Source organism: Amycolatopsis sp. NPDC059027, from assembly GCF_042739735.1.
Classification (GTDB): Bacteria; Actinomycetota; Actinomycetes; order Mycobacteriales; family Pseudonocardiaceae; genus Amycolatopsis.
The window spans coordinates 88355-111825 of the sequence record NZ_JBHYIK010000002.1; the positions used below are offsets into that span (position 1 = coordinate 88355).

Consider the following 23471-nt stretch of genomic DNA (forward strand, 5'->3'; position numbering starts at 1 on the left):
TAGCGGAGCACTGTTCCGCTTGCTCATGATGCCATGGCGGCACCTCCCGCGCTGCCCGGCCCCGTTCCACGGAAGGACCAGGAACTCCCATGACACAGCCAAGCTTCGGGATCATGACCGCCCCCATGCAGGTCGGCTACGACGACGTTCTGCGGGTCTGGCGCGAGGCCGACGCGATCCCGGAGATCGAGCACGCGTGGCTGTTCGATCACCTCATGCCCATCGGCGGCGACCTCGCCGGGCCGATTTTCGAGGGCTGGACACTGCTTTCGGCCCTCGCGGCGCGGACGGAGCGGCTGCGGCTCGGGCTTTTGGTGACCAGTAACCGGTTCCGGCCGCCCGCGATGCTGGCCAAGATCGCGACGACCGTCGACATCGTCTCCGGCGGACGGCTCGACTTCGGCATCGGCGCGGGCTCCCGGCCCAGCCATCCGCTGGCCCGGCGCGAGTACGACGCCCACGGCCTGCCCTACCACGACGCCGCGCACGCCGTGGCCGCGCTGGCCGAGGCGTGCACGGTGATCCGTCGCTTGTGGACGGAGGAGGAACCGTTCGGCTTCGACGGCGATTACGTCCGGCTCACCGGGGCGTTCGGCAGTCCGAAACCCGTCCAGCGTCCGCATCCGCCGATCATGATCGGCGGCCGCGCGGCCTCGACGTTGCGTGTGGTCGCCGCGCACGCCGACCTGTGGAACATTCCCGGTGGCGACATCGACGACGCCGTCAAGCGCAGCGCGCTGCTGGATCGCTACTGCACCGAGATCGGCCGGGATCCCGCTTCGATCACCCGCTCGATCCACCTGCCCGTCTCGTACGAACGGCCTGGCACGACCCGGAACGCGATCGGCGAAGCGGTCGACGCCGGCTTCGGGCACATCGTCCTCGGCCTGCCGGATCCCTATCCCGCCGACGTCGCGCGATGGGTCGCCGACGAGGTGATCGGCGGATGATCAGGCGCTCGACCCGTACGTGGCGTCCTTGATCTCGCGCCGCACGTAGTCGTCCATCGTCTTGCTGCCGGTCTTCCACAGCGTTTCCTCGAGGCCGCCGGCGGGGAAGGCCCTGTTGTTCCCCGCCGAGTTCACGCCGCCACGCACCGCGCCGGTCGCGCCGCCGAGCAGCGCGTCCTTCCAGATGTCGTCGGGGTCGCCGTTGCCCCTGGCGACCTCGGCGGCGGATTTGGCCGCGCCGTTGGCGGCACCCTTGAACGTGTCCTTGGGGACGTCGTAGAAGACGATCTCCTGCCACTTCTTCGGGCTGCCGAACGAGGCGTTCCACTCGTTGTTCCGGCGCACGAACCGGAACTTCTCGCCGAAGGTGGTGTGGTTCCTGGCGACGTCGCGGGTGGCGTCCCGGCTGATCCACGCGTTCGCCTGGTCCCTGGCGAGCCGGTGCGCCGTCTCGGCCGACGTGACGTCGTCGTTCGCGCGGGTCACTGCCCGCTGCGCGTTCGTCAGGTTCTCCCGCGAGCCGCGCAGTGCGTCCTCGGCGGTGCGCAGACCGCCCGACGCCGCGGTGAATTCCACGCGGGCGTCCGCCAGTTCGCGGGCGCCCTCGTCCACCCAGGTCCGGTTTCCGGACGCCCGGTACAGGTTCAGCCTCGTCTCGGCCGACCTGACCCGGAGGTCGGCCTGATCCGCCGCGCCCCGGTAGGACCGCGCGGTTTGTTCGCGCGTCCACACGTCGTCACTGAGCCGCCGGACTTCCGCGTTCGCCTCGGCCCGCCGTGTCAATGCGTTGTCGTAGCGGTTTCGCGTGGCGGCGAGGTTGTCGGCGAGCCTGCGGTTCTCGCCGGGCGTGTCCTTGAGACCGAGACGTCTCGCGTTGTCGTACGCGTTCTTGGCGTTGGTGAGTACCTCGACCGAGCGGGTGGGCGGTGGCGGGGCGGGCGCGGGCCTCGGCCGGGGGCCGATCTTCTTCACGAAGTTCTGGGCCTGCTTGCCGAGCGGGACGAACTCGGGCAGGCCGTCCGCGCCACGCCGGACGTTGCCCGCCTCGTCGACGGCCTTCTTGAAGCCGGTCTTCTCCAGCCCGCCGACGACACCGCCGATGCCGCCGCCGATCCCGGCGCTGATGAACAGCTGCGCCGGATCGATCTTCTTGTGCTGGACACCGGCCGCCACCAGGTTCGCGGTGAGGTCGATGGCGACGTCGCGGACGCCCTCGGTCACCATGCGGCCGTAGCCGAGGCCGAACTTCGAGGTCTTCCACGTCAGTTCCGAGAAGGAGTTGACCCACGCCCTGGCCTGGATCAGGAAGCGCACCAACAGGTTCAGCGCCTGGGCGAGCAGGCGCAGTACCCGGACCCCGGTGGCGATCAGATAGGCCAGGCACGCCTGCGCCCACGCCAGCAGCGGCGGGAACAGCGCCGCCGCGGCGTAGAACGCCAGCATGACGGCGATCTGGACGCACAGTTCGATGATGATCTGCTTGATCGTCTCGTGTGTCTTCGCGTGTTGCTGTTGTCTGGCGGCCACCGCGGCCGTGGTCTGCGCGGCCTTGGCGGCGTTGTCCGCCAAGGCTTTCCCGTGCGCGGCGAAGGCTTTCGCGGTCTCGCCCTCCCAGTCCCGCAGGCTGGCCGCGGTGAGCTCGGCGAGGTGGGCGCTGTGGTCATCCAGGTACGCGGAGATCTCCGCCCAGCCCAGCGCGTTGTGGTGCAGGGCCGCCGGATCGCCACCCGGGTCCGGCAGGCCGACCTGGGCCAGTGCGTCCTGGGGCATCAGGAATCCACGCGGAAGACGGCGGACACCGAATCGGCGGCCGCCGTGTCGGTGTCCTGGAAGACCTTAGCCTGCGTTTCCAGGCCCTCCGCGGTCTCCAGCAGGTCCCGGTGCATCTTTTCGAGGTGATCGAGGGTCTGCCGGACGGTTTCCCGGTACTCGCGCTCGGCCTCCGCGGCGTTCGGTGTCTCACCGTAGGCGCCGTGGGTGTTTTCGGTCTGCTCCCGGAACTTCTGGATCCGCGTCCGCAGTTCGTCCGCGGAAGCCCGGAACTCCCGGCTCTGCCGCCGGAGATGCTCGACGTCCACTGCGAGCCGGTCGGGCACCGATCCTCCTCCTGCTGGCCTGCGACGGATTCGACGCTACCGGCGGCCGAAGGCGGCATCGGGTCACTTCACCCAACGGATCGGGGCCGCACGAGCAAAGTTCACTCGCGCGTCACCCGGCCGCCGCGCTCGTCCGGCAGCCGATGAAATGCGCCACACTCGCGGCCTCCCGGCACCCCACCGGACCTTCTTGCCGGACACGCCCCAGGCGCTGTGCGTGGTGGGGGAAGCTGTGCACATGGAGTTCTTCTGCTATCACCGCGATCGGCCCGGTTCCCTGGCACTGCGCGAAAACCTGCGCGACGAGCATTGGACCTACATGGACCGGTACGCGACGAAGATGATCGCCCGCGGTCCGACCCTCGACGGCGAGACGCCCACCGGCAGTGTGCACATCCTCGACCTGCCGGATCCCGCCGCCGCCCGTGCGTTCGCCTTCGACGAGCCCAGCTACCAGGCCGGTGCCTACCGGGACGTGCTGCTGCGCAGGTGGCGCAACACGCTGGGACGGACGATGGACGAGTTCGCCGGTGGCCGGACCGGTGGCAACCGGTACCTCGTGCTCGGTTTCGGCGAAGGCCGGGCCGCCGACCTCGCGCCGCCGGATTCGGGCGAGCTGATCGCGTACGGGCCGCTGCTGTCCGACGACGGTACCGGCTGGCTGGGCACGGCGGCGCTGGTCCGCGCGCCGGACGCGGGCGCGGCGCGTGCCCTCCTGACCGCGGGTCGCTACGCCGCCATCGAGGTCCACACCTGGCGGTCCGGTGGGCGGCCGTCCTGAGTGGTCAGCGGGTCGCCCGTGCCGCCGCGACCGCCTGCCCGGCGTATGACCGTCCGAAAAGGACAGTGTGCACCAGTAACGGGAACAGCTGGTGCGCGCCGATCCGGCCGGCCCAGCCCTCGGTGAGCGGGGCGGCCTCCTGGTAGGCGTCGAGCAGCCGGTCCAGCTGCGGGCAGCCGAACAGGTGGAGCATGGCCAGATCGGTTTCCCGGTGGCCGCCGTGCGCGGCGGGGTCGATCAGCCAGGCGCCGTCCGGGGCCCACAGGACGTTGCCGTTCCACAGATCGCCGTGCAGCCGGGCGGGTGGTTCGGCCGAAGCCGGGAGCCGCTCGCAGGCCTGCTCGATGACAGCGGCTTCCTCGCCGTCGAGGGTTCCGTCGTCGACAGCGCGGCGTACGTAGGGCAGCACGCGCTGCTCGGCGTACCAGGTGCGCCAGTCGGTTCCGGTCGTGGTGGACATCGGGGCGAGGCCGATCCACGCCTCGGTGGGGCCGCCGGGCGGTGCGGCGCCGAAGGCGGGCGCGCCCGCGGCGTGCAGTGCGGCCAGCCCGCGGCCCAGCTCTTCCGCGGCCGCCGGGCCGGGGTGTCCGGTATCGACGCGATCGATGACGAGCCAGTGCTCGTCGTCGCCCCAGACCCGCGGTATGGGCACGGTGCCGGACTCGGCCAGCCAGCGCAGTCCGGCGGCTTCGGCCGCGACGGCGTTGGGGCCGTGGCCGCGCTTGACCATCACGACGTCTCCGCTGTCGAGCACGGCTTCGGTGAGCGAACCGGACACGCGACGTGTCCGGGTGACCGGCTGTCCGGTGAGCCGGGCGGCGGCGGTGGCTGGAGCTTCCACGGCTTCGGATGGTACCCACAGCCGTACGCCGCGAGCGGGATTGCTCGCGGCGTACGGCTGATCCATCAGTAGAGCGTCAGGCGGTACGCGCCGGACTGCGACGTTCCGGCGAACAGCTTGCTGCCGTCCGCGCTGAGCGTCAGCGAAAGCACCCGGGAATCGGGCATCGCACCGGGCAGCGGCGACCAGGTGCGGCCGAAGTCGGTGCTGCGCAGCACGCCGACGCCGTCGTCACCCGCCTTGCCCGCGAACCACACGCGCGGATCGAACGGATGCGCCACGATCCGGGTGAATTCCCGCGGGTTCCAGCCCTCCTGTACCTGCCGGAAGGTGCGGCCGTTGTCGGTGCTGAGCCGCAGGCCGGCGCCGCCCACCACGATGCGGCCCTCACCCCAGCCGCTCACCGCGATGGCACTGACCGGCTCCTCCGACACCTGTGTCCACGTTTTGCCGCCGTCGTCGGACCGGGACAGGCCGCTCAGGCCGCCGCCCCAGACGCGCTTCGGGTTCCACGGGTCCCCGGCCAGTGCGAGGAAGCCGGGAGCGTCGGCCCTTTCCCAGTGCTTCCCGGCGTCGTCGCTGCGGTAGGTCACGGACCCGTACATGGAGAAGGCCGCGATCAGCAGGTGGTCGGGGTCCGCGGGATTCGCGAGGAACGCCTGCGGCGAGCCCTCCAGCCCTTGGCTGGTCAGCTGCCAGTTCCGGCCGCCGTCGCCGCTGCGCAGCACGTCGGTGTTGAACCCGTTCTTGGTGATCTGCCAGACGACGTCCGGTCGGCGCGGGGAGACCGAGAGAAAGGCGTTCTCGTGCAACCGGTCCCCGGGGTGCGACTGCCAGACCCGGGTCGAGGGGGTGATCCTGCCCTGCGGCAGCTGGGTGTTGTAGATCTCCTGCATCCCGGCCGCGACCAGGCTCTGCGGCTGCCAGAAGCTCCCGGTCGTCACCAGCTGGCGCATCGACTCGCCGGGGACGCCGATCTGCTCGTAGCCCGCCTTGCCCTTGTCGGTGTAGACACCGCGGTACAGCGCGGAAATCAGCGTGGTCGCCGGTTTTCCCTTCCCCGCGGGGAGATCGGCGATGTCGGTCACGCCCTCACCGGGCGAGGGCACCGGCTTGCGGGCCCATGTTCTGCCGCCGTCGGTGCTGACGTCGAGGTCCTGGTAGGTGGCGGTGTAGAGCCTGCCGTTGAGGAAACGCGGCTCGCGCAGGCGCTGCCCGGTCGGGTCGCGGCGCAGCACCGTCCAGGTCCTGCCGCCGTCGGTCGAGCCTCGCAGTTCCGTGCCGACGGTGACCACGATCTGCCGTCCGTCGGACGCGACCTGGTTGACCTCGGTCTCGGCCCGGTAGACCCGCTCGGCCTTCAGCTGGGCCCCGGCATACCCGCGGATGGCCCACAGCGAGTACTCCGGATGGACGGTGGTGAAGTAGAGATCGTCGCCCACGACGGTCATCCGCTGATCGCCCAGCGGCGCGGCGATGCCGTCGCGCGGCCAGGTCCTCGGCACGACGCGCCAGGTGGCGCCGCCGTCGGTGCTGACGCTCACGCCGTTCATCTGCATGACCGCGATCGTGCGGCCGGTCGGGTCGGCGGCGAGCTGGAACGCGCCCTCCGGCCACCACTCCTGAAGGGTCTGCCAGCTCCGGCCGCGGTCGGTGGTGCCCAGCAGCTTGCCGCGCCACTGGTCGCCCCTGCCCTCCTGCTTGGTGCCGATGGCCAGCATCCGGTTTTCGTCGGCAGGGTTGGTGACGAAGGCCTGGATGACGGTGTCCTGAGGCAGTTCGCGCCGCGCGCTCCAGGATGCGCCGCGGTCATCGGACAACCACAGCATGGGCGGGGCGGGCTCCATCACGTTGATCTTGTCCGGTGACCCGGAAACGCCCAGCATCCCGCCGATGCTGTTCGGGCCGACCGGTTCCCAGCCGCCGCGCGGCCGGGCGGCGGCGTCCACTGAGGAATTCGGTGCGGGAACGGGATCCGCGCTGGCTGTGGCTGTCGTCACGGTAGTGCCGAGCAGGGCCAGCAGCCCGATGACGAGGGTGTGTCTGGTCGCCGATCTCAGTCTCATGCGGACGATCTTGGCGTGCGTACCGGCTGCCGCACAGAGGCATTCGTCCGATCTTGGGGTGACAAACGGACAGAATTCGGTGATTACCCGGGCAACGCGGCGTCCTCGCGCAACCGGTGGCGTTCGAGCTTTCCCGTGCTGGTCCGGGGAAGCGCTTTCACAAACCGGATCCGGCGTGGGTACTTGTAGGGTGCGATCCGCTGCTTGACGAAGTCCTGGAGATCGCGCATCGTGGCGGCGTCGGGTTGTCTGCCGGGGCCGAGAACGACGTAGGCGCAGACGACCCGGCCCCGGTCGGGATCGGGGGCGCCCACGACACCGCATTCGTCGACGTCCGGATGCGCGAGAAGGGCTTCTTCGACTTCGGGTCCGGCGATGTTGTAGCCCGCCGACACGATCATGTCGTCGGAGCGGGCCTGGTACCAGAAGTAGCCATCGGCGTCACGGATGTACGTGTCACCGGTGAGATTCCAGCCGTCGCGGACGTACTCGGCCTGTCGCGGGTCGTCCAGATAGCGGCAGCCGGTCGGACCCTGGACGGCGAGACGGCCGGTTTCGCCGTCGGGCACGGGGTTTCCCGCGTCGTCGAGCACCGCGGCGCGGTAGCCGGGGACGGGTTTTCCGGTGGCGCCCGGCCGGATGTCGTCGTCGGCCGCGGAAATGAAGATGTGCAACAGTTCGGTGGCGCCGATGCCGTCGATGATCCTGACGCCGGTCTCCGCGTGGAAGCGTTTCCAGATCGCCTCGGGAAGGTGTTCGCCCGCCGAAACGCAGCGGCGCAAGGAACGCAACCGTTCTGTCGCGCCGCTGGCCAGCATCGCCTTGTACGCGGTGGGTGCGGTGAAGCAGATGGTGGCCTCGTGCTCGGCGATGTGATCGGCGAGCTGTTCGGGGGTCGCCTTCTCCAGCAGCAGGCTCGCGGCTCCGGCGCGCAGCGGGAAGATCACCAGCGCGCCGAGCCCGAAGGTGAACGCCAGCGGCGGTGTGCCGGTGAACAGATCGTCCGCGTTCGGGCACAGCACGTGCCGCGAGAACGTGTCGGCGATGGCGAGGACGTCGCGGTGGAAGTGGAGTGTCGCTTTTGGACGGCCGGTCGTGCCGGAAGTGAAGGCCAGCAAGGCGACGTCGTCGGCCGCGGTGGGGACGTCGGCGAATTCGGACGGTTTTTCCTTGCAGCGCCTCGTGAGGTCGTCATCGGTGTCGCCACCGTAAGGCAGTACTCGCATCCCGAGGTCTTGGAGGTCGTCGAGAAAACGGTGATCGCACAAGGCGAAACCGACCTTCCCGATGTCGCGGATCTTCCGTAGCTCGCCCGCCCGCAGCAGCGGCACGGTGGTCACGGCGACCGCGCCTGCCTTGAGGACGCCCAGCCACGCGGCGACGAGCCACGCGGTGTTCGGCCCGCGCAGCAGCACGCGATTGCCCGCGACGACTCCGAGATCCTCGGTCAGCACCCGCGCGATCCGGTTCGCGGCAGCGCGCAGTTCGGCGTAGGTCCAGTGTTCCTCCGGCGTGCGCAGGCAGGTCCGGTCGCCGCCGTACCGGGCGATCGGTTCGTCGAGCAGCACGCTCGCGCAGTTGAGCCGCTCCGGGTAGCCGAGTTCGGGCAGCGACGGGAATTCGGGCCATTGATCGGCGGGCGGAAGGTGGTCCCGGCAGAAGGTGTCCACGTGCGCGGTCGGCGAGAGCTGCATCAGGAGTCCCTTCTCGGACGCCGTCGAGGCCAGCTCAGTATCGCCCAATCCTGACGACAGTCAAGAGCGCGCGATATCCCCGGCGTCGGCCACGGACGGGGTCTCAGCCGACGGTGGCGGGAGTGGTGGCCGCGGCGTGCAGGGCGTCGAGGACGGGCCGCAGCAGCGGGTGGTCCTCGGTGCCGCACCGCACGGCCGCGAACACCCGGCGCGTCGCGACGACGTCGTCGACCGGCCGGACAGCCACCTGGGAAAGATCCATGTCCCGCAACGCGGAGCGGGGCACGAGCGCCACCCCGGCCCCGGCGGCGGCGAGCGTGACGACGGCGCGGAAGTCGTCGGAGGAATGCTGCAGACGGGGTTCGAACCCGGCGTACTCGCAGGCGAGGACCATCACGTCGTGACAGGGGTTCCCGGGGTACGGGCCGATCCACGGATCCTCCGCGAGCGCCGCGACCGGGACGGTTTCCGCCTCGGCGAACCGGTGACGACGGGGGAGCACGGCGTCGAACGGCTCGGCGTAGAGCGGTACCCGCAGCAGCCGGTCGTCGGCGCTCGGTGCGCCCCGGTACTCGACGGCGACCGCGATGTCGGCGCGGCCGTCCAGCACCATGGGCAGGCTTTCGTCTCCTTCGGCGTCCAGCACCCGGATCCGGATGCCCGGCGAACCCGTGCCGAGCGCGGTGATGGCCGGGGCGAGGACGACAGCGATCCCGGTGGCGAAGGACGCGACGGTGACCTCGCCCGCGTCACCGGAGGTGTACGCGGCGACCTCGGCCTTGGCGCGCTCCAGCTCGGCCAGCACGACGTGCGCGTGGCGGAGCAGGATCTCCCCGACCGGGGTGAGCCGCATACCGCGCTTGTCGCGCTCCAGGACCTTGTGCCCCGTCTCCTGTTCCAGCGCGGCGATCTGCTGGGACACGGCGGACGGGGTCAGGTACAGGGCCGCGGCCGCGGCGGTCACCGTGTGGTGGTCCGCCACGGCCTGCAGCGCCTGCAACCGTCGGGCTTCGATCACCCCGTCATCCTGCCAGTGCCTTCCTGGCCTCGGCGAACGCGGCGATCGCGCGGTCGATGTCCTCGGCCGAATGCGCCGCGGACAGCTGCACGCGGATCCGGGCCTTGCCCTGCGGCACCACGGGATAGGAGAAGCCGATGACGTAGACGCCGCGTTCCAGCAGCAGCTCGGCGAGCCTGCCCGCCTCGCCCGCGTCCCCGATCATGACCGGCACGATCGCGTGGTCGCCGGGCAGGATGTCGAAGCCCTCCTCGGCCATCCGGCTGCGGAACTGCTGGGTGTTCGCGGTGAGGCGCTCGCGCAGGTCGCCCGCCGATTCCAGCAGGTCGAGCACGGTGAGCGAAGCGGAGGCGATCACCGGGGCGAGGCTGTTCGAGAACAGGTACGGGCGCGAACGCTGGCGCAGCAGCGCGACGATCTCGGCCCGCGCGGCGACGTAGCCGCCCGACGCGCCGCCGAGCGCCTTGCCGAGCGTGCCGGTGATGATGTCGACGCGGTCCATGACGCCGTGCAGCTCGGGCGTGCCACGACCGCCGGGCCCGACGAAACCGACCGCGTGCGAGTCGTCGACCATGACCATGGCGTCGTAGCGTTCGGCGAGGTCGCAGATCTCCCGCAGCGGCGCGACGTAGCCGTCCATCGAGAACACGCCGTCGGTGACGACGAGCTTGCGCCGCGCACCGGCCGCCGTCGCCTCCTTCAGCTGCTGTTCGAGGTCGTTCATGTCGCGGTTGGCGTAGCGGTACCGGGCGGCCTTCGACAGCCGGATCCCGTCGATGATGGAGGCGTGGTTCAGCGCGTCGGAGATGACCGCGTCCTCGGCGCCGAGCAGCGTCTCGAAGACACCGCCGTTGGCGTCGAAACACGACGAGTAGAGGATCGTGTCCTCCTGACCGAGGAACGCCGAAAGCCGGTTTTCCAGTTCCTTGTGGACTTCCTGGGTGCCGCAGATGAACCGCACGGACGCCATGCCGTAGCCCCAGCGGTCGAGCGCGGCGTGGCCGGCGGCGATGACGTCGGGGTGATCGGCGAGGCCGAGGTAGTTGTTGGCGCAGAAGTTCAGCACCGCGCCGGGACGGCCGCCCGCGGTGACGTCGACGGTCGCCGACTGGGGCGTGCCGATCACCCGCTCCGGCTTGTGCAGGCCCGCGGCGGTGATCTCGTCGAGGGTGGCCTTCAGGTCCTCGCGGACGGAGTCGAACATGCTGGATTCCCTTGGCAGGTCGCGGTGTGGGTGGTCGTGGGCGGATATGCGGTGTCAGGCGGCCCAGTCGAGGATGACCTTGCCGCCGCGGCCGCTCGCCGCGTCGTCGAAGGCCGCCTCGAAGTCGAGATGGCTGTAGCGGCCGGTGATCACCGGGGCGAGGTCGAGCCCGCCTTCCAGCAGCACCGACATCGCGTACCAGGTTTCGAACATCTCCCGGCCGTAGATGCCCTTGATCGTGATCATCGACGTCACGATCCTGGCCCAGTCGACGGCGAACTCCTGCGACGGCAGGCCGAGCATCGCGATCTTTCCGCCGTGCGTGAGGTTGGCGAGCATGTCGCGCATCGCCTGGGGGTTGCCGGACATCTCCAGCCCGACGTCGAAGCCTTCGCGCAGGCCGAGTTCGCGCTGCACGTCTTCGATGGAGCTGTGCGCGACGTTGAGCGCGACCGTGGCGCCGACCTTGCGGGCCAGGTCGAGCCGCTCCTCGCTGACGTCGGTCACGACGACGTGCCGCGCGCCCGCGTGCTTGGCGACGGCCGCGGCCATCAGGCCGATCGGGCCCGCGCCGGTGATCAGCACGTCCTCGCCGACCAGCGGGAACGACAGCGCGGTGTGCACGGCGTTGCCGAACGGGTCGAAGATCGCCGCGACGTCCACGTCGACGGGCACGCGGTGCACCCAGACGTTGGAGGCGGGAAGCGCGACGTACTCGGCGAAGGCGCCGTCACGCCCGACGCCGAGGCCGACGGTGGCGCGGCACAGGTGACGTCGCCCGGCCAGGCAGTTACGGCATTTGCCGCAGACGAGATGGCCCTCCCCGCTGACCCGGTCACCCACGGTGATCTCGCTGACGTCGCGGCCGACCTCGACGACCTCGCCGACGAACTCGTGGCCGACCACGAGCGGCGCGCTGATCGCCTGCTGCGCCCAGCCGTCCCAGCTGCGGATGTGCAGGTCGGTGCCGCAGATCCCGGTCCGCAGGACCTGGACGAGGACGTCGCCGGGGCCGACGGCCGGTTCGGGCACGTCGCGGAGCCACAGCCCGGGCTCCGCCTTGTCCTTCACCAGTGCTTTCACCGTTGAGCCTCCTGTACACGTGCGGGCCAGGACCCGCACGGGAGGTCGGGCGCTGACCGGGACAAGCTCCCTGCGGCCATCCGGGTGAGGTGCACTCGGAAGTGGTGACGCTGGGTAGAGAACAATCTGCCCGGCGGCCCGGCCCGAGTCCATCGACGGTTTCTTAACGGGGCCGTTAGCCGTGCTTCACGCGCGAACTCGCGTGATTGGAGGGAGAACTCGCGTGATTGGAGGGTCAGCGGGCGAGGACGGCGATGAGGGCGGCGGCGAGCAGGCAGACGTAGGTGATGGCGTGCACGCGGTCGGGGAGGCGGCCGAGGACGCGCCGGGCGACGGCGATGGTGGGCAGGGAACCGGCCAGCAGGGCCGCGCCCGCGACGAGATCGACGTAGCCGATCTGCCCGGCGGGAGCGGGGCCGGACGCGGTGGCGGCGAAGGCGTAGACGGCGGTGCCGATCACGGCCACCGGGAGACTCAGCGGGTTGGCCATCGCCGCCGCGTCGGCCATCGGCAAACCCTTGCGCCGCAACAAAGGTACGGTCATCACGCTGCCGCCGACGCCGAGGAAGCTCGCCACCGCGCCGATGCCGACACCGCCCGCGGTGCTGGTCGCCTTCCCGAGCGTCCGCGGCTGCCCAGTGGTACCCGGCTGGAGAAATCCCTTCCGGAGCACGCTGTCCACAATGGTCAGTGCGAGGTAGACGACGAAGAGCACGCGCAGCACGGAGTCGCCCGCCACGGTCGCGGCGAGGGCGCCGAGCACCGCGCCGACGCCGATGAAGCGACCAGCGGCCACACGTATTCCTTGCGCAGCCGCCCGGAACGGAGCTGGGTGGCGGTCGCCATCGCGGAGTTGACGACCATGACCGCGGTCGAGGTGGCGACGGCGACGTGCATCGCGTCGCCGCCCGAATGGGCCGCCGCGACGCCGTACACGACGGGAACGGTGACGAATCCGCCGCCGAATCCGAAGAGGACGGTGGTGAAGCCGCTCAGGCAGCCGAAGGCGAGCAACAGCAGGATCGAGGTGAGCACTTCCGCGACCGTACGAGCGTCCGGTGTCGGCGTGCAATCGAAAGATCGCCAACTTCTTTCTTGAATCAGACACAGCGCGAAATGGACACAGTACCGTCAGCGCCATGCACAACGTCCTGATCGACGAGGTGGACGACATCGACCGCGCCGTGCTGGCGATCAGGACGGACTACGCGCCGGACCACGTCGTGGCCTGGCATCGGCACCGGCGGGCCCAGTTCCTCTACAGCGCCAACGGCCTCATGCGTGCCGAGACGGCCGAGAGCGGCTGGGTCGTCCCGGCCCACCGGGCGGTCCTGATCCCGCCGGGCACCGAGCATCAGGTCACGATGATGAGCGGCGGCACGCGGAGCCTCTACATCGAGCCGGCCGCGGTGCCCTGGTTCCCGCGGCGCTGTCAGGTCGTGGACGTCTCGCCGCTGCTGCGGGAACTGGTGCTCGCCGCGGTCGACATCGCCCCGCGCTACCCGCGGCGTGGCCGGGACGCGACGCTCGTCTCCCTGCTCCTGCACGAGTTGAGCGGGCTCGCCCCGCTGCCGCTCGACCTCCCGCTTCCGCGCGACGAGGGCCTGCGGACGCTGTGCGAGTCCTTCGCGAAGGCTCCGGACGTCCACGATCCGCCCGCGCGCTGGGCGGCCCGGCTGCACGTCAGCGAGCGCACGCTGAACCGGCTCTTCCACGCCGAGACCGGGATGAGCTTCACGCGCTGGCGTCAGCGCGCCTGCGTCCTGCACGCGCTGCCGTTGCTGGCCGACGGCCTGCCCGTCGCGGACATCGCGACGGCGATGGGCTACGAGAGCCCGGCGGCGTTCACCACGATGTTCGTCCGGCTGCTCGGCGCCTCGCCCCGGGAGTACCGCGCCGCCGCGGACCCCGGCTGAGACGGGAAGCACCCCCGGCTTGAATGGTCATGCATGGATGTGTATATACTTCCACTCGTGTCCAAAGTGCTCACCTCCCTGCCTGTCGGCGAACGAGTCGGGATCGCCTTCTCCGGTGGTCTCGACACCTCGGTAGCGGTCGCGTGGATGCGCGACAAAGGTGCGGTGCCCTGCACCTACACCGCCGACATCGGCCAGTACGACGACCCTGACATCGCCTCGGTGCCCGGGCGCGCCCAGGCCTACGGCGCGGAGATCGCCCGCCTGGTCGACTGCCGCGCGGCGCTCGTGGAGGAGGGCCTCGCGGCCCTGGCCTGCGGCGCGTTCCACATCCGCTCCGGCGGCCGCGGCTACTTCAACACCACGCCGCTCGGGCGCGCGGTCACCGGCACGCTGCTGGTGCGCGCGATGCTCGAGGACGACGTCCAGATCTGGGGCGACGGCTCGACCTTCAAGGGCAACGACATCGAGCGGTTCTACCGCTACGGCCTGCTCGCCAACCCGTCCCTGCGGATCTACAAGCCGTGGCTGGACGCGGCGTTCGTGAGCGAGCTGGGCGGCCGCAAGGAGATGTCCGAGTGGCTGCTCGCGCACGACCTGCCGTACCGGGACAGCACGGAGAAGGCGTACTCCACCGACGCCAACATCTGGGGCGCGACGCACGAGGCCAAGTCCCTCGAACACCTCGACACCGGCATCGAGATCGTCAATCCGATCATGGGTGTCCGGTTCTGGGATCCCGAGGTCGAGATCGCCACCGAGGACGTCACGATCGGCTTCGCCCAGGGCAGGCCGGTGTCGATCAACGGCGAGGAGTTCGACACCGCCGTCGACCTGGTGCTGGCGGCCAACGCCGTGGGCGGCAGGCACGGGCTCGGCATGTCCGACCAGATCGAGAACCGCATCATCGAGGCCAAGAGCCGCGGCATCTACGAGGCGCCGGGCATGGCGCTGCTGCACATCGCCTACGAGCGGCTGGTCAACGCGATCCACAACGAGGACACGCTCGCCGGCTACCACAACGAGGGGCGGCGGCTGGGCAGGCTCATGTACGAGGGCCGCTGGCTGGACCCGCAGGCGATGATGCTGCGCGAGTCGCTGCAGCGCTGGGTCGGCACCGCGATCACCGGCGAGGTGACGCTGCGGCTGCGGCGCGGCGAGGACTACTCCATTTTGGACACCACGGGCCCCGCCTTCAGCTACCACCCGGACAAGCTGTCGATGGAGCGCACCGAGGACTCCGCCTTCGGCCCGGTCGACCGGATCGGCCAGCTGACCATGCGCAACCTCGACATCGCCGACTCCCGCGCCAAGCTCGAGCAGTACGCCGGGCTCGGCATGGTCGGCAGCACCCACCCGACGCTCATCGGTGCCGCGCAGGCGGCCTCGACCGGGCTGATCGGCGCGATGCCCGCGGGTGGCGCCCAGGTGATCGCCTCCCGCGGCCAGGGTGGCGACAACGAATCGCTCGACCGCGCCGCGATGGAGTCCGGTACCGACTGACACTTGTTCTTCCCGCTCGTCCTCCCGGTCACTCCGGGCGGACGAGCGGGAAGGCGAGGGTGTCGCGGATCGTGGTTCCGGTCAGCAGCATGACCAGCCGGTCGACGCCCATGCCGAGGCCGCCCGACGGCGGCATCGCGTATTCGAGCGCGGTCAGGAAGTCCTCGTCGACCTCCATCGCCTCGGCGTCGCCGCCCGCCGCGAGCAGGGACTGGGCGACCAGCCGCTGCCGTTGCTCGACGGGGTCGACGAGTTCGGAGTACGCGGTGGCGATCTCGGTGCCCCGGATGACCAGGTCCCAGCGCTCGGCCAGCGCCGGATCCTCGCGATGGGGCCGGGTCAGCGGCGAGACGCCGGCGGGGAAGTCGGTGTAGAAGACCGGCCCGGTCGTCTGCTCCTCGACGAGTCGTTCGTACAGTTCGAGCACCACCGCGCCGCGTGTCCACTGTGGATTGTGGGTGATCCCGGCGGCGTCGCACAGCTGTCGTAGCCGGGTTTCCGGGGTGGCCGTGGTGATTTCTTCGCCGAGTGCGCCGGAAATGGCGGTGTGGACCGGAATGACCGGCCAATCGCCGCTGAGATCCAGTTCTTCCTCACCCAGCGCGGCTTCGCGGCCGTGGGCGGCGTGTGCGGCGGCCTTGATCAGTTCCTGACAGCGCTCGCGCATGACGTGGTAGTCGGCGTACGCCTCGTAGGCCTCCAGCATCGTGAACTCGGGATTGTGCTTGTAGGACACGCCTTCGTTCCGGAACGTGCGGCCGAGTTCGAAGACCCGCTCGACTCCGCCGACACACAGCCGCTTCAGGTACAGCTCGGGCGCGATGCGCAGGTACAGCCCCATGTCGTAGGCGTTGATGTGGGTCCGGAACGGACGCGCGTTGGCGCCGCCGTGCACCGGTTGCAGCATCGGGGTTTCGACTTCGAGGTAGTCGCGGCCGAGCAGCGTCGTCCGCAGCGCCTGCACCGCGGCCCCGCGTGCCCGGAGCAGTTCGCGGGCCTCGGGACGGACGACCAGGTCCACGTAGCGACGGCGGACCCTGGCCTCGGGATCGGTCAGCCCGGCGCGTTTGTCGGGCAGCGGGTGCAGGCATTTCGACGCCAGCTCCCAGTGTTCGACGAGCACGGACAACTCGCCGCGCCGGGTCGTGACGACCTCGCCCTGGACCGCGACGTGGTCGCCGATGTCGACGTCGGCCCGCCAGTCGCGGAGCGTTTCCGCGGCGGTGCCGGGTTCGGCGAGCATCACCTGAAGGTCGCCGGACCAGTCCCGCAGCGTCGCGAAGCACAGCTTGCCGTGGTCGCGCAGCAACATGACGCGGCCCGTGACGGCGACGCGTTTCCCGGTGCGGGTGTCGGGGGCGAGATCGGGGAAACGCCGGACAACCTCGGCCAGCGTGGTGTCCCGTGGCACGCCGACGGGGTACGGGTCGACGCCGCGGGTGCGTAGTTCGGTGAGTTTGTCCAGCCGGATCCGGGTTTGTTCCGGCACCGGGGCGGCGTGATCGTCCACGACCTTCGCGGCGGCTTCGGCGGCCTCGATCGCGGAGAGCAGCGCCGTGTCGCCCGCGCGGGCCGGGATGTTGGTGCCGCGGCCGAGGAAGCCTTCCGCGATGGCCGAGGCGAGGCCGACCCTGGCCAGGTCGCGGCGGTCGCCGAAGATGAGGAACCGGGGTTCCCAGTGCGGCCGGTACTTGACGTTCGACCGGTACAGCGATTCGAGCTGCCACCAGCGGGAGAAGAACAGCAGGAGCCGCCGCCAGACCCGCAGGATCGGCCCGGCGCCGATCCGGGCGCCCTCCTCGAACACCGCGCGGAACACCGCGAAGTTGAGCGAGATCCGCCGCACCCCGATGGCGGGGGCGCCCGCGGCGAGCGCGGCGACCATGAACTCCATCAGGCCGTTGTCCGCGTTCCGGTCGCGGCGCATGAGGTCGAGCGACAGCCCGGCCTTTCCCCACGGCGCGAACGAAAGCAGGGCCCGGACGTGCCCGTCGGCGTCGACCGCCTCGACCAGCACGCAGCGTCCGTCGACGGGATCGTTCATCCGCCCGAGCGCCATGGAGAACCCGCGTTCGGTGTCGGTGTCGCGCCAGCGTTCGGCCAGTTCCGTCGCGGCGGTGAGCTGCTCGGCCGGGATGTCGGCGTGCCGCCGGATCCGCGCGGTGTACCCGGCGCGTTCGATCCGTGTGACGGCCTGGCGCACCGGGCGCATGTCCGGGCCGGTCAGGGTGAAGTCGGCGACGTCGAGGATCGCCTCGTCACCGAGTTCGATCGCCTTCAGCCCGGCTCGCACGTAGGCTTCGGCGGCCTCTTCGCCCGCGCCCATCACCGCCGGGCTCCAGGTGAACTCGGCACACATCGCCAGCCAGCGGGAGATGGCGCCGTCCCAGGCCTCGGGGTCACCGATCGGGTCGCCGCTGGCGAGGCAGACACCGGCCACGACCCGGTAGGTGACGGCAGCCTCGCCGGACGGCGCGAAGATCGCGGCCTTGTCCCGGCGGGTGGCGAAGTAGCCCAGCGAGTCGCGTTCGCCGTGTGCGGCGAGCAGGCCGCGGATGGCGACCTCGTCGCCGGCGGTGAGCATCGACGCGGTGCGCTGTGAACGCAGTGTCCACAGCAGGGCGGCGAACATCGACACCGCCCCGAACAGCGACACGATCACGGCCACCCAGCCCGGCGCGTTGCCGACGCGGGTGATGTCCAGCCGGATCGCGCCGCCGATGACCTTCTCGACCGCCCAGCTCCACCGGTCGCTCGCCGAACGCAGCGAGCCGGGGAACACCTGGACCAGCAGGCCGCCGAGCAGGACCGAGATCCCGAGCAGTCCCGCGAAGAGCAGGATCGCCTTGCGCAGCGCGGCTTTCCGGGTCCGGCCGTAGAACTCGCGCCGCGCCGCGATCAGCACCGCCACGGCGAGGACGGCGATCACGAAGGACTGCCACAGCGACCAGGTGTCCCAGCCCGACAGCGTCAGCGGTTCCCCGTCGTCGTCGACCAGTTCCCCGTCCGGCGCCAGGGTGAACAGCAGGATCGTCAGCGCGGTGAGTGTCGCCTGGACCAGCAGCAGGCAGATCATGATGGTGCGGGCCGCGCGCTTGCGGCGGGAGATCGCGCCGGCCAGCACCGCGAGGAACAGGCCGTAGGCGATGTTCGCCGGCGCGGGGAAGACCGCCTCGTCGATGAACTCCCGCAGCGGCTGGACCCCGCGGCCGACGGCGGCGTTCAGCGCGGCGAGGACGCAGAGTGCCGCCAGCACGCCCAGCGCGACGGCGAACACCTTGGGCACGGCGCTCAGCCGTGATCTGTGCCGCGACGTGGCGGCCCGCTCGGAGATGTCAATCATGATGCCGTCAGGCTGGCCGACCCCGGTGAGCAGCGCAACCGCACGTCGCCCGCGGTTTCCACAGTGGACGCCTGCGGGCTCGGGGCGGGCAGGTGCGGAAGGACGCTTTCAGTGCGTTGGGTGCGCTGATGGCGCCCTTCAGCACGTGCGGGCACCGCGCCGGGCGGCGGACGGGCGGGGGGCTACGGTGGGGAAACGGGACCGGGGAGGGCGCGCATGAGCGAAGCTTGCGAGCGAATCATGGACATCATGCGCCAAAAAGAATTCAACACAGTCTCGCGAAGCGAGGCCATCGCATGAGCGAAGGCACGGTGTCCCCGCTCGGGCTCACCGCCGAGCTGACGAGCACGGTCGACGGCGCGGCGGGTGGCCACGACGGGGAGTTCGGCGTCATCGGCCCGGCGACGGGCAGGGTGTTCGCCATGGCGCCGGAGACGACGCCCGAGGCACTCGATGCCGCCGTCGCCGCCGCCGATCGGACGTTCCGCACGGAATGGCGCACCGACGACGACGTCCGGCGTGGTGCGCTCGGAGCGCTCGCGGAGACGCTCGCGGACTCGGCCGACGACTTGGCCGCCCTTCTCTCCGCGGAGCAAGGAAAGTCACTCCCCGACGCACTCGACGAGGTCGCCGTCGCGGCCCGATACGCGCAGTACTACGCGGAAAACCCGGCCGAGCGTGAAGCACTGGGGCCGATCGCGGTCATCACGCAGTGGAGCTTCCCGCTGAGTATCGCGTTCGCGAGTATCGCCCCCGCGCTGCGATCCGGGGGCACCGTGGTGTGGAAGCCTTCGCCGCACGCCCCGCTTTCCGCGCTGATGGCCGGTGAACTGCTGCGTCTCGTGCTCCCGCCGGGCGTCCTCAACGTCGTTTCCGGCAGCGATCCTCTCGGCGCGAGGCTCGTCGCGCATCCGCTCGTGCGCGAGGTCGGTTTCACCGGCTCGGTCGCCACCGGGAAGAAGGTCGTGGCCGCTGCGGACACGAAGCGGCTCACACTCGACCTCAGCGGCAACGACCCTGTGCTGGTACTCGACGACGCGGACCCTGGGCGTGTCGCGGGCGAGGTGTTCGCGGCGGCGTTCCGCAACCTCGGGCAGGTGTGCGTGGGGCCCAAGCGGGTGTACGTCCCGGCGTCGCTCCAGCAGGCGTTCGTCGAGGCGCTCACCGAACTCGCCCGCACCGCGGAGCACGCCGAACTCGCGCCGGTCGGCACCCGCCAGCAGTTCGACCGCGTCGTCGACCTCGTCGCGGACGCCCGCGCGCACCGCGCTGTCGTCACGGCGTGTGGAAGTCAACTGGACCGCCCAGGCTACTTCGCCGCGCCGGCGATCCTCGCCGACGTCACCGATGGCGTCCGGGTCGTGGACGAGGACCAGTTCGGGCCGGTACTGCCGGTGATCACCTACACCGACGTGGACGACGCGATCAAGGCCGCCAACGCGTCCCCGTACCGGCTGGGCGCGTCCGTGTTCGGCGCGGACCCCGGCCGCGCGGCCGCGGTGGCCGGACGGCTCGAGGCCGGGGCGGTCTGGATCGGTTCGCACGGGACGCATCCGCCGGAGGATCCCGGGCGATCGGCCGGATAACCTGCGCCGATCGGCCGCGACCATTCTCAAACGTGCGATGAGACACTTTTGGAAATGTCTTGCGTGGCCGTTCCTGCCCGCCGGGACGAAATCGGGAATGCCTGCCCGCGCCAGGGCATTGCACCAATGGGGCCGGTAGTGTGCCCCCGTGAACCATCGCCCCGGCATCGGCAAGGTTCGGCACGGCACCGTATTCCGGTACGACGGAGACAAGGATGGTTGACACGGAAACCGAGCTGCGGGTGCAGGTCCTCGGCTCGGTCCGTGCCTGGCGTGCCGGCACCGAAATCGACCTCGGCTCGGCGCACCGGCGCGCGGTGTTCGCCGTACTCGCCTTTTCCGCCGGTGACACGGTTTCCCGGCACGAACTCGTCGACGCGCTGTGGGGCGACGAGCCCCCGACCAGCGCGAGCGGCAGTATCTACACCTACGTTTCGGGCCTCCGCAGGGCCGTCGATCCCGACCAGGCTCCCCGGTCCGGCGGCGGCGTACTCGCCTCGACGGGGTCGGGCTACTCGCTGCGGATCGACCGGGACAGCGTCGACGTGCACCGGTTCGACGCGTTGCGGGCGGACGCGGTGCGGCAGCGCAACGCGGGCGAGCCCCTCGCCGCGGTGGCCGATCTCGACGCGGCGCTGGCCCTGTACGCCGGCGACGTGCTGTCCGGGGTTCCCGGGCCGTTCGCGCGGGCACAGCGGGCGAGGCTGGCGGAGCTGCGGCTGACCGTCGTGGAAAGCCGGGCGGAGATCCTGCTCGAACTCGGGCGGCACGCGGAACTCGTCGACGAACTCGGCGCGCTTTGCCGCGAATATCCGCTTCGGGAGAAACCGCCCGCTTTGCTGATGCGCGCGCTGGCCGACGCCGGCCGGACCGCCGAGGCACTCGACGTGTTCGAGGCGACCAGCGCGAACCTGGTGGAGGCGTCGGGGATCGAGCCGGGTCCGGAGCTGCGCAGGCTGCACGAGCACCTGCTCGGCGCGCACAAGGCCCCGGAGCACACGTTCCCGGTGTGGCGGCCCGAACGGCCGGACTTCCACGTCGGCCGGGACCGTGAGCTGGAACTGCTGCGCACCGCGGTCGCCGAGGTTCTCGACGGGCGCGGTGGCACGGTGTGGATCGAGGGCGAGCCGGGAATCGGGAAGTCGGCGCTGCTCGCCGAGGCGCTGGGCGGCCCGCTGCCCGGCGCACCGCGGCTGCGCTGGGCGACCGCCCACGAACTGGACAGCCACATCCCGTTGCGGCTGATCAACGACTGTCTCAGCGAGGAAGGCGGCTCGGCGGGGCTCGACGCCGAGCAGGTGCCCGAGGTCGTGACCCGGCTGTGCGGCGAAGGCCCGCTCATCCTCGTCGGCGACGACTTCCAGTGGGCGGACGGAGAGACCGTCCGGGTCTGGGAGGACCTCGCCGCGCTCACCGGGCGAATGCCGTTGCTGCTCGTCACCGCGAGCAGGCCGGTCCCGCGTTCCGAGGCACGCGAAGGACTTCGGCAGCGGACGGCCCAGGGCAGGACGCTGCGTCCCGGTCCGCTCCCCGGTGCCGACGGCTACCGGCTCGCGGCGCGGCTCGCGGGCGCCCCGCTGTCGGCGCGGCAGCGGAAGGAAGTCGACGCCGCTGCCGGAAACCCTTGCTACATCAGGGAGATCGTCGCCGGCTTCGCCGAGCCGGGAGACCATCCGGGGCGACGGCTCGTCGGCTGGGTCAACGACTACCTCACCTTCCTGTCCGCGCCCGCCCGCGCGGTCCTGCAGCGGGCGGCGGTACTCGGGAGCGGCTTCACCGTCGGGGAACTCGCCGTGACGACCGGGCAGCCGTCCGCGCAGCTGGCCGAACGGATCGGGGAGGCGCGCGACGCGGGCGTACTCGACGGGGCGGGCGACGCGCTGTGGTTCCGGCACCCACTGGTGCGGACCGCGTTGTACGAGAAGACGCCGGGAGCCATGCGAGTCGCGCTGCACCAGCAGATCGCGGAGACGCTGATCGCCTCCGGCGCGTCCGCGGTGCGGGTCGCCGAGCAGCTCGCCGCGGCGTCGCCCGCGACGATCCCCTGGGGCGAGACCTGGCTGACGGACTACGCCGGCGTGGTCGCGGAAGAGCGGCCCGAACTCGCCGTCGAGCTTTTGCGACCACTGCTCGGTCTCGGCTCGCTGACACCCGACGTCCACGAAACGCTCACCGCGATGCTCGCCCGGCTGCTGTTCTGGCTGGGCCGGGATCCCGGCCCGGAGGCCGGTTCGGTGCTGGCCAGGACGGCCGATCCCGAGCTGGCCGCCGAGATGCGCTGGATACTCGGCTATGTCGCGTACCGCCGGAACCAGATCGACGAGGCGTTGCGGCAGGTGACCGGCGCGCTCGCCGACGACCGGGGCCAGGAGCGGTGGCTCGTCCGGCACGAGCGGCTGCTCGCGAGGTTGTCCGACGAACCGCAGCCGCGGACGCCCGCACACGTCGTCAGCTGGGCGCATTCGCCCCCGGAAGCCGTGACCCCCGGGATCGCCGGGTTCCGGCTCCTCGACGACGAATCCGCCGCCGAGTTCGGTGCGCCCGGCGTCCTCGACGTGCCCGCGACCTGGCGGATGGCCCCGTACCGGGCCCTGCCCGCCGAGGTCCACCGGGTGAACGCGGGGCAGCTGTACTGGGCGGGGGACTGGACCAGGGCGGAGATCGAGGCGGAAGTACTCCTTGTCGAGGATCCGGCGAGGCCGTCCTACGTGCTGCAGTACAGCGCGGGGGTGGTGTACGCCTTCGTCGCGATCCTCGCCGCGCACCGGGACGACTGGGACGTCGCGGCGGAGTACGAGCGTCTCGCGTCCGAGGCGTACGTCAGGGACGACGACAGTTTCCTGCAGGCGCTCCTGATGGCGAGGTCGATGCTGGCCGAGCGGTCCGGGCGAGCGCGGGAGGCCACCGACGTGTTTTCGCCGGTCGCCCGCCGGTTGTTCCCGTGGTCGCGGTGGCTGCCGCGGCTGGCGGGGCTCGCCCTGCGCAGTGGTGACCGCGCGCGGCTGGACCGGGTGCGGCTGCTCGTCGGCTCCCGGCCGGGCGAACAGCTCTCCGCCGAGCAGGAGATGCTGCGCGAGTACTGCTTCGGGATCGTCGACGAGGTCCCCGAGCGGGTGCGGGACGCCGCGGCCCGGTGCGACGTGCTCGGCGGACTCGACCTGCTGGCCGCCCACGCCACCGCGGACGCCGCCTGGCTGCTGGCCAGACACGGCCGGTCGGAGGAGGCGGCCGCGGCCCACGACGAGGCCGTCGAGCGCTACCACGTCATCGGCGCGGAGTGGGACATCCGGCGGCTCGGTGAGACGCTACGCTCACTGAGCGGCTGTCCCGAGGCTCCCGCCGCGGCGGCCGCGCACGGCAGTGCCAGCACGGAACCAGGCCACGGGTGAC

15 protein-coding genes and 1 pseudogene are annotated in these 23471 nt (G+C 70.9%); 6 read left to right on the forward strand and 10 right to left on the reverse strand.

Annotation, left to right across the window (positions count from 1 at the left end):
- Positions 1-89 precede the first annotated feature (89 nt).
- Positions 90-950: an LLM class flavin-dependent oxidoreductase gene (locus ACFWY9_RS01800; protein ID WP_378337920.1), complete on the forward strand. Its 861-nt coding sequence runs from the start codon at positions 90-92 to the stop codon at positions 948-950.
- Here the strand turns inward: ACFWY9_RS01800 and ACFWY9_RS01805 are convergent, their stop codons facing one another.
- On the reverse strand, positions 951-2720 hold the full coding sequence (locus tag ACFWY9_RS01805) for a hypothetical protein (RefSeq protein WP_378337921.1): 1770 nt from the start codon (positions 2718-2720) through the stop codon (positions 951-953).
- Complete coding sequence (locus tag ACFWY9_RS01810) at positions 2720-3046, reverse strand: type VII secretion target (protein ID WP_378328451.1); 327 nt, start codon at positions 3044-3046, stop codon at positions 2720-2722. Before ACFWY9_RS01810 ends, ACFWY9_RS01805 begins: the two co-directional genes overlap by 1 nt.
- Before the next feature lie 238 nt (positions 3047-3284).
- Here ACFWY9_RS01810 and ACFWY9_RS01815 point away from each other — a divergent pair, with 238 nt between their 5' ends.
- Positions 3285-3827 (forward strand): YciI family protein, encoded by a 543-nt coding sequence (locus ACFWY9_RS01815; protein ID WP_378328481.1) that lies wholly within the window; start codon positions 3285-3287, stop codon positions 3825-3827.
- Positions 3828-3831: 4 nt separating this feature from the next.
- Here ACFWY9_RS01815 and ACFWY9_RS01820 read toward each other — a convergent pair whose 3' ends face one another.
- The 7 genes and pseudogenes from ACFWY9_RS01820 to ACFWY9_RS01850 all read right to left on the reverse strand — a co-directional run bounded on the left by ACFWY9_RS01820 (position 3832) and on the right by ACFWY9_RS01850 (position 12768).
- Positions 3832-4557, reverse strand: coding sequence for a fructosamine kinase family protein (locus tag ACFWY9_RS01820; RefSeq protein WP_378337969.1), 726 nt, complete (start codon positions 4555-4557; stop codon positions 3832-3834).
- Positions 4558-4733: 176 nt separating this feature from the next.
- On the reverse strand, positions 4734-6734 hold the full coding sequence (locus tag ACFWY9_RS01825) for a WD40/YVTN/BNR-like repeat-containing protein (RefSeq protein ID WP_378337922.1): 2001 nt from the start codon (positions 6732-6734) through the stop codon (positions 4734-4736).
- 83 nt (positions 6735-6817) lie between these two features.
- Positions 6818-8428, reverse strand: a complete 1611-nt coding sequence (locus ACFWY9_RS01830; protein WP_378337970.1) for an AMP-binding protein — start codon at positions 8426-8428, stop codon at positions 6818-6820.
- Between the two features lie 103 nt (positions 8429-8531).
- A complete protein-coding gene (locus tag ACFWY9_RS01835) occupies positions 8532-9446 on the reverse strand; it encodes a LysR family transcriptional regulator (RefSeq protein WP_378328448.1) in 915 nt (304 codons plus the stop codon).
- A gap of 4 nt (positions 9447-9450) precedes the next feature.
- Complete coding sequence (locus ACFWY9_RS01840; RefSeq protein ID WP_378337923.1) at positions 9451-10650, reverse strand: glycine C-acetyltransferase; 1200 nt, start codon at positions 10648-10650, stop codon at positions 9451-9453.
- A 54-nt stretch (positions 10651-10704) separates the two neighbouring features.
- A complete protein-coding gene (gene tdh / locus ACFWY9_RS01845) occupies positions 10705-11733 on the reverse strand; it encodes an L-threonine 3-dehydrogenase (protein WP_378328446.1) in 1029 nt (342 codons plus the stop codon).
- Positions 11734-11968: 235 nt separating this feature from the next.
- Positions 11969-12768: pseudogene (locus ACFWY9_RS01850) on the reverse strand (sulfite exporter TauE/SafE family protein).
- Between the two features lie 104 nt (positions 12769-12872).
- Between ACFWY9_RS01850 and ACFWY9_RS01855 the strand changes: the two are divergent.
- Entirely contained in the window at positions 12873-13649 is a 777-nt protein-coding gene (locus ACFWY9_RS01855; RefSeq protein WP_378328444.1) for an AraC family transcriptional regulator, read from the forward strand.
- Between the two features lie 57 nt (positions 13650-13706).
- On the forward strand, positions 13707-15152 hold the full coding sequence (gene argG / locus ACFWY9_RS01860) for an argininosuccinate synthase (protein WP_378337924.1): 1446 nt from the start codon (positions 13707-13709) through the stop codon (positions 15150-15152).
- Between the two features lie 28 nt (positions 15153-15180).
- Here the strand turns inward: argG and lysX are convergent, their stop codons facing one another.
- Positions 15181-18495 carry a bifunctional lysylphosphatidylglycerol synthetase/lysine--tRNA ligase LysX gene (lysX, locus tag ACFWY9_RS01865; RefSeq protein ID WP_378337925.1) on the reverse strand — a complete coding sequence of 1105 codons (3315 nt, stop codon included), beginning with the start codon at positions 18493-18495 and terminating at the stop codon, positions 15181-15183.
- Positions 18496-18791: 296 nt separating this feature from the next.
- On the opposite strand from lysX, the gene ACFWY9_RS01870 reads away from it, so the two are divergent.
- Positions 18792-20081: an aldehyde dehydrogenase family protein gene (locus ACFWY9_RS01870; RefSeq protein ID WP_378337926.1), complete on the forward strand. Its 1290-nt coding sequence runs from the start codon at positions 18792-18794 to the stop codon at positions 20079-20081.
- 215 nt (positions 20082-20296) lie between these two features.
- Positions 20297-23470, forward strand: coding sequence for a BTAD domain-containing putative transcriptional regulator (locus ACFWY9_RS01875; RefSeq protein ID WP_378337927.1), 3174 nt, complete (start codon positions 20297-20299; stop codon positions 23468-23470).
- The last annotated feature ends 1 nt before the right edge of the window (position 23471 follow it).

Bases quoted from the DNA above. Each gene is read 5' to 3' on its own strand.
- ACFWY9_RS01800 (WP_378337920.1), top strand. From the start codon at position 90: ATGACACAGCCAAGCTTCGGGATCATGACCGCCCCCATGCAGGTCGGC.
- ACFWY9_RS01805 (WP_378337921.1), bottom strand. From the start codon at position 2,720: ATGCCCCAGGACGCACTGGCCCAGGTCGGCCTGCCGGACCCGGGTGGC.
- ACFWY9_RS01815 (WP_378328481.1), top strand. From the start codon at position 3,285: ATGGAGTTCTTCTGCTATCACCGCGATCGGCCCGGTTCCCTGGCACTG.
- ACFWY9_RS01820 (WP_378337969.1), bottom strand. From the start codon at position 4,557: ATGGTCAAGCGCGGCCACGGCCCCAACGCCGTCGCGGCCGAAGCCGCC.
- ACFWY9_RS01825 (WP_378337922.1), bottom strand. From the start codon at position 6,734: ATGAGACTGAGATCGGCGACCAGACACACCCTCGTCATCGGGCTGCTG.
- ACFWY9_RS01830 (WP_378337970.1), bottom strand. From the start codon at position 8,428: ATGCAGCTCTCGCCGACCGCGCACGTGGACACCTTCTGCCGGGACCAC.
- ACFWY9_RS01840 (WP_378337923.1), bottom strand. From the start codon at position 10,650: ATGTTCGACTCCGTCCGCGAGGACCTGAAGGCCACCCTCGACGAGATC.
- ACFWY9_RS01855 (WP_378328444.1), top strand. From the start codon at position 12,873: ATGCACAACGTCCTGATCGACGAGGTGGACGACATCGACCGCGCCGTG.
- lysX (WP_378337925.1), bottom strand. From the start codon at position 18,495: ATGATTGACATCTCCGAGCGGGCCGCCACGTCGCGGCACAGATCACGG.
- ACFWY9_RS01870 (WP_378337926.1), top strand. From the start codon at position 18,792: ATGAGCGAAGGCACGGTGTCCCCGCTCGGGCTCACCGCCGAGCTGACG.
- ACFWY9_RS01875 (WP_378337927.1), top strand. From the start codon at position 20,297: ATGGTTGACACGGAAACCGAGCTGCGGGTGCAGGTCCTCGGCTCGGTC.